We start from the raw sequence: 6,432 nt of genomic DNA, 5'->3' as shown, positions 1-6,432 counted from the left end.
TCACCACCGAGGCACCAGCCCCGGCAGTCAGCGCGGCTTGACACGGTCATTGAAACTCCCGATGGACTGGGTGGGCCTGGTGGCCCGTCCCCTTGGGGTGGCGGGGCGTTGTTCCCCCGCCACCCCAAGGCGTCCCAACACGGCCGTGGAGACATCCCAGGGCCTGAGTGGTCAAGTCCTGGGCGGTTCTCGTTGGCGAGGTTGAAGGGCTGGGACGCCGGGCCGACCTGAGGGGCAGGCTGTGGTTGGCCTGCCCCTTGGGGCGTGCCCGTAGGGCCGGCAGAGGCTCACAGGTCCAGGGCGGAGCGCAGCGACGTCGCGTCAGCGACGCCGAAGGCGCCCTTGAGGTGTGAGTGGCCGGCCCGGACAATTCGGTCCGGCGTCCCAGCCCGGCCGCCAAGCCGGACCAGCAGGATCTCTTCGGCCGTCAGGCCGTCAGGCCGTCAGGCCGTCGCGGGCGAGCAGCCGTGTGCCGTCGCTGCCGACGGTGGTGTCGCTGCCGACGGCGTCGACCTGGTAAGCCCACGCGTTGGCCTCGTCGTAGGCGGCCCGGGCGCGCAGGCAGCCGTGCAGGATCCCGACCAGCCGGTTCGCCAACTGGCGCAGCGCGGCCTGGTGCCCGACCCCACGGGCACGTTGCCGGTCGTAGTAGGCGCGCGCCCCGGCTGATCCGGTCAACGCGCCCTGGGCTTGGCGGGTCAGGGCGTCGACCAGGCGGGTGTTGTGCACGAACCGGGCGTGCACGGTCTTCTTCTTCCCGACTGTCGTGTGATCGGCGAGGTGCCGGCGAAGTTGCCCCCGACCAGCACCGCGATCTTGGCGGCACCCCTACAGACACGGTCCTCCGACGCCCAGTGGCGGGCTACCCCGCTCGACCGGTTCGCGGTGGTACGACCGTTCCTGCTGATGCTGTGCACCACAAGCCCGACCCACAGCCGACCGAGCAGCGGTTCCGGAGTGCCGTAAGCCGATCGGCATACGGGGCAGCCTGTCCCTGGCAGCGAACGCGCGCGCCGCGCATCTTGGGTCCGTCGTCGGAGCGGTCAAGATGCTCGTGCCGAGCGCGGAGCAGGTAGCGTCGAGGTGGACCATCACGATGACCTGGCGAACGGGGTTACGGGGTTACGGGGTGCGGGTGGCGGCCGCGATGGCGCGAAGTACCTCTTCGAACACCGCGTAGCGCTCCTCGCCGACCAGTTCGGCCCAGCGGCGTCCGACAGCAGTGCTGCTCGCCTGGGCCGTATCGCTGGCCTGCCAGCCACGTTCGGTGGCGACGATGCGCTTGGCGCGGCCGTCGTCGAGATCGGGCTCGAGAGTGATGTAGCCCTTGGTCTCGAACTCGCGTACGAGGTCATTGGCGGCCTGCTTGCTGAGCCCCAGGCGGGCGCCGAGCTCTGACGGACGCAGGTTCGACACGAGCATGTCGCGCAGGATTGACCGGTGGACGGGTCGCAAATCGTCGAAGCCGGCGGCGACGAGCTGGTCGAATACCTCGTCGATGAGCTCGGTCCACGCCGACCGGAGCATCGAGCCGACGGTCAGCGCTGGGGTTGTCCGAGCGGCGCTTGACATAGCAGTACGGTACAGCATACCGTTTCGTACGGTCTACCGTACTACTTGTCAGAGATGGAGAAAGCCATGGACCAGCAGCGGATGAAGGAACTGATCGAGCAGCACATCGCCGCCGAAATGTCCGGCGACACCGCGCGCGGTCAGCGTCTACACCGATGACGTCGAGCACGACGTGATCGGCTCGCCGACCGGTCCCGTCCGCGGCCCGGTGGCTGCCCAGGGGTTCTACGTCCACCTCACGGCTGACCTGACCACCGAGCAGATGACCCCGACGCGCGAGCAGTACGGCGAGGACTTCTGCGTGGTCGAGCACCAGGCCACTTGCGTCGTCAGGGGCGCATTCATGGGCATCCCCGCCAACGGCCGCAGGGTGACCTTCCGGATGCTCCACGTGTGGGACGTCAAGGACGACGCGATCAGCCGCGAGCAGGTCTGGCTCGACGGTGGCGCCATCGCCGCGCAGCTCACGGCCCTGCAACATGAAGGCGCGGCAGCCGAGCTTGCGTCGGCATAACGCGAGTCCTCGTTGTATAGGGCCCGCCCGCAAGCCGAACGGCGGATTCTGGCCGTCAACGCAACAGTAGCTCTCCGATCTCGTCGATCGGCCCGCTGAGCGGCTCTGCAGGATCGTGCTGAGCTGGCTCGGCGGGCCACGCGAAACCGACATCTTCGACAACTCCTTAAACCCACCACTAAACACACCACTAAACCCAAGCTCGACAAGCCGGGTGCAGCAGCATCCCGATACCCGACCTAGGTCGGGTATTTCCCCGATCGACCCGATCTGGGCGGGTCCGCGCTGCATAATCCACCCGATGGTGATCCGAACCCGGTACTCCGACGCCTGGGGGGAACGGTGCACCCACCGCAGCGGGTAACCCGCCCGCCGGCAGCCACGTAAAGGGGTCGAACGACATGTCGCAGAAACCAGCAACCAGACCGTTCAGGTCGCGGTGGGCGATCCGCGGGGTCACGGGAGCCGCGCTCGCGCTCGGGTTGGGCGTGGCGCCGTTGACTGGGACGGCGTGGGCCGCCGACCCGTGCTCGACTCCGGACAGCACCGGCACTGTGACCTGCACCTACGGCGCCACTGGCGCCGAACAGAGCTTCACCGTCCCGACCGGGGTCACCAGCGTGCAGGTCAGCGCCATCGGCGCGGCCGGCGCGCCCAGCTACGGCGGCGCCGCGGCAGGTCGGGGCGCGACGGTCACCGGCACCCTCAACGGGCTCGTCGGCGGCCAACAACTGTATGTCGAGGTGGGCGGCATTCCCGCCAACACCACTGCCTGTTATCCGAAGGCGCGGTGTGTGGGCGGGTTCAACGGCGGCGCCACCAGCCGCTACGGCGGCGGCGGTGGTGGCGCCTCGGATATACGCACCGTCTCGGGCACCGCGACCACCGGGTCGCTGCAATCCCGGTTGATCGTGGCCGGCGGCGGTGGCGGCGGCGGCATACCCGGCGCCGGATGCGATGATGCCGGTACCCCGGGCGGTGATGCGGGCGGCCCCGGTGGCACCAGTAGCTGCTCCGGGGTCGGCACCAGCACCGGCGGCCGTCAAGGCAGCGCCACCGCCGGCGCCGGCGGCACCCCCTCTGGGCAGGCAGGAACCCTCGGCGCCGGTGGCAACGGCGGCGGCAACACCGGTGGTGGCGGTGGCGGCGGCCTGTACGGCGGCGGCGGCGGCGGCGGCCTTGTTTTCGCCGTCGGGTCCGGAACCAACACCGCCGGCGGCGGGGGTGGTGGGGGGTCCTCGCTGGTCCCGGCCGGCGGCAGCCAAGGCCTGACCGCGTCCCCGGCGTCGGTGACGATCACCTACAGTGTCGCGCCGGCCGATACCACGCCGCCGACCTCGACCGTCACCTCAGGTCCCGGGTCGGCGAACGGGCTGCCGGTGGTCACGATCACCGGCACCGCAACATTCAAGACCACCGCTGGTGCGCCTATGGGCACGATCACCGGCACCTGTTACACCACCCGCGGGTTGGCGTTGACGTTCAACGCCACTGACACCGGTTCCGGGGTGGCGTCACTGACCTACGCCGCGACCGGCGCGCAGACCATCCCCGCCACCACCACACCCACCCTGCCCGCCACGGTGACGGTCACCGCCAGGGGGACGACCACGGTGACGTACTCGGCCAAGGACAAGGCCGGCAACGCCGAGACCCCGCACTCCCAGACCGTGTGGGTGGCCCCGAACGGCGCGCCGTTCGCCTGCACCGCGCCGGCCACGACGTTCACCCCGCCCGGGCACGGCTCGGTGACCATCGCCGGTACCGCCACCGTTTTCGGCCGGTCCGTCCCGTTCAACCAGACGATCACGTACTAGCCTGGGCGAAACCCCCGACAACTCGCGTGACTGCCTCGGATGCCCCGTCCACGCCCTGCGGCGTGGACGGGGCACCGTCGTGTCCCGCCCGCTGGCCGCCGCTGATCAGCTACACCCCGCCGGCTACTGGGACAGGTAGCGCAGCACGGCGAGGACGCGGCGGTGTTCGCTGCCGGTCTGGGGCAGCTGCAGCGCGTCATACACTTTGGACACGTGCTCGACGACGGACTTCTCCGCGATGACGAGGGACTCCGCGATCGCGGCGTTGCTCAGGCCCTCGGCCAGCAGGGACAGGACCTCCCGTTGCCGGCGGGTCAGCCGCGACACCCGGTCGTCGACCTGCTCCGCGCGGGCCAGGGCCGCGGCGGCGATCTCAGGGTCCAGCACCGTCTCCCCGCCCGCGACGCGCCGGATGTCCGCGGCGAAACGCCGGGCGTCCGCGACGCGCTGCTTGAGCAGGTACCCCACCCCGGACGGGTCCCCGGCCAGCAGGTCCAACGCGTACTGGCGCGAGAGGTGCTGAGACAGCACCAGAATGCCGGTGCGCGGCAGCCGTGACCGGAGCTTCAGCGCGGCCCGCAACCCGTCGTCGGTGCCCCCCGGGGGCATCCGGATGTCGGTGATGACGACATCGGGGCGGTGCCGCAGCGCCGCGGCGACGAGGCGGTCGGCGTCACCCTCCGCGGCGACGACGTCGAACCCGGCGCGCTCGAGCAGCAGGACGAGGCCCTCGCGTAGCAGCACCTCGTCCTCCCCGATGACTACCCGCACGGCAGCATCGCCCGCAGCCGGGTACCGGTGTGGCCGTTGGTGACCGACAGGGTTCCGCCGAGAACGTCGAGGCGGTCACGCAAACCCGGCAACCCCGACCCCGAACCGTCTTCCACAGCACCACCCCGGCCGTCGTCGACGACGTCGATCCACAGCGCGCCGTCCTCGGTGCGCAGGCACACCGCGACGCTGCGGGCGTCGGCGTGTTTCAGGACGTTGGTGAGCGCCTCGGCCACCACGAAGTACCCCGTGCTCTCGACCGGCGCCGGCAACCGGCCGGACACACCGTCGACGTCGAGCCGGATCCGGACCGGCAGGCTGTAGGCCAGCTCCTGCACCGCTGCTGCCAGGCCCCGCTCGACCAGCGGTGCCGGCATCACACCGTTGACCAGGCCGCGCAGCGCCGCGGCCGCCTCGTCCACGTCGGCCGCCATCCGGGCGGCCAGGGCCGGGCTCGCCGCACCGAGCGGTTCCTGCGCGAGCTGGTGGGCCTGCATCGCCAGCCGCACGAGTGACACCTGCAGCCCGTCGTGCAGGTCCCGGGCAATCCTGCGCCGCTCCCGATCTGCGGTTTCCAGCAGCCGTGACGACGCCTCGCGCAACGCGCGGCGGCTGTCTGACACCTCCCGCGCCAGGCGCTCCCGGTCCAGCGCGATCGCCGCGACCCGACCCACCGCGGCCACCGACCCAGCATCCTCGTTGAGCCGCGGGTCATAGACCACCGCGCCGACGGGCCGGTCCCCGACCGCGATGTGCACCGCCGCGCGGTCCTGCTCGGGTCCGGGCAGCGCGACGAGGGTGCCGGCGGGGTCCAGGTAGCCGCTGTGCGCCGCGGACCAGTGCAGCAGGGTGGCGGACGGGTCACCCAGCGTCGTGGCCACCGCCTGCTCGAGCTCGTCGCGTGAGCCCGACGACGACGCCACCGAGGTGACGAACGCGCTGAGCTCACCGGTGCGGGCGAACCCGCCCCGCAGGACCACCGCGGCGAACACGATCGGCACCCCGGCCACCGCGGCGAACTGGATGTACAGCGAGGCGTCGCCGAGCCCGAGCGGGCGCAACACGGTGCCCCCGAGCGGGATGGCGAGCACCGCCAGCACGCCGTAGGCCAACACCGGCGCCAGCACCCGGCGCTGCGCGGAGTCGTACTCGCGCAGCCGCCGCACCAGCAGCCATACGGTCACCACGACCACCACCGCACCGCAGGTCTGCTGCACGTGCGCGCCCACCTCGGCGAGGTCTGGGCGGGGGCTGATCAGGACGACGTCGTACGGCGGGGAAGCCGGGCTGAACGCCCAGATCGGGACCTGCCCGACGAGTGCGACGACGTAGACCGCGAGCACCGACACCTTCGAGGCGCGACCGCGCAACCGGCCGCCGGGAAAGGTGTGCAGCAGGTGTATCACCACGGCCAGCGGCACGGTGGCGGTGACCGTGCCCACCGCGATCAGCGCGGGCACGTCGGTGTTCGCCACGCTGACACCCAGGAACGCCGCGCCACCGACGACCAGCAGCGGGCCCAGCCGGTTGGCGGGCCGTCGCCACCACGCCAGCAGCCCCGCAGCGCCGTAGAGCGCCGCGACGACGGGGAATCCGTAGACCAGCGCGACACCGCCGAGCGCGCCAGCCTGCACGAGGGCAACGACCATCGCGACCCCGGCGACCCACACCGCCGCGAGCTGCATCAGCGCCACCTGCAGCGGCGGTGTCACACCGGTACGAGGTCGCGGCACGCCGACAGCCTGACGCACGCCGCTG

General features: G+C 71.4%; 5 protein-coding genes and 1 pseudogene. 2 read left to right on the top strand and 4 right to left on the bottom strand.

Translation table 11 applies throughout. The features are described 5' to 3' along the window. Positions 1–435: 435 nt before the first annotated feature. Positions 436–794, bottom strand: a pseudogene (locus tag BGP03_RS00630) (hypothetical protein); the annotation flags it as partial. Between the two features lie 328 nt (positions 795–1,122). Beyond that, positions 1,123–1,572 carry a MarR family winged helix-turn-helix transcriptional regulator gene (locus BGP03_RS00625; RefSeq protein WP_298799915.1) on the bottom strand — a complete coding sequence of 150 codons (450 nt, stop codon included), beginning with the start codon at positions 1,570–1,572 and terminating at the stop codon, positions 1,123–1,125. Positions 1,573–1,744: 172 nt separating this feature from the next. Between BGP03_RS00625 and BGP03_RS00620 the strand changes: the two genes are divergently transcribed. Both BGP03_RS00620 and BGP03_RS00615 read left to right on the top strand, forming a co-directional pair. Beyond that, positions 1,745–2,086 carry an ester cyclase gene (locus BGP03_RS00620; RefSeq protein ID WP_298799914.1) on the top strand — a complete coding sequence of 114 codons (342 nt, stop codon included), beginning with the start codon at positions 1,745–1,747 and terminating at the stop codon, positions 2,084–2,086. A gap of 554 nt (positions 2,087–2,640) precedes the next feature. Further along, the gene (locus BGP03_RS00615) at positions 2,641–3,903 is read left to right on the top strand and encodes a glycine-rich protein (RefSeq protein WP_298799912.1); all 1,263 of its coding nucleotides are present in this window, start codon (positions 2,641–2,643) and stop codon (positions 3,901–3,903) included. A 123-nt stretch (positions 3,904–4,026) separates the two neighbouring features. Here the strand turns inward: BGP03_RS00615 and BGP03_RS00610 are convergent, their stop codons facing one another. Beyond that, a complete protein-coding gene (locus BGP03_RS00610; protein ID WP_298799911.1) occupies positions 4,027–4,674 on the bottom strand; it encodes a response regulator transcription factor in 648 nt (215 codons plus the stop codon). Continuing rightward, positions 4,665–6,432: histidine kinase (locus tag BGP03_RS00605; protein WP_299735016.1), on the bottom strand; the 1,768-nt coding region annotated here is incomplete at its 5' end. The genes BGP03_RS00610 and BGP03_RS00605, both read right to left, overlap by 10 nt.

This window comes from Pseudonocardia sp. 73-21, assembly GCF_001899645.1.
Classification (GTDB): domain Bacteria; phylum Actinomycetota; class Actinomycetes; order Mycobacteriales; family Pseudonocardiaceae; genus Pseudonocardia.
The sequence above is the reverse complement of the archived record's forward strand: the minus strand, read 5'-3'. Positions and strand labels throughout refer to the sequence as shown.

What these genes read in the sequence shown, in the direction of transcription:
- BGP03_RS00625 (WP_298799915.1), bottom strand. Translation starts at nt 1,572, where the DNA reads ATGTCAAGCGCCGCTCGGACAACCCCAGCGCTGACCGTCGGCTCGATG.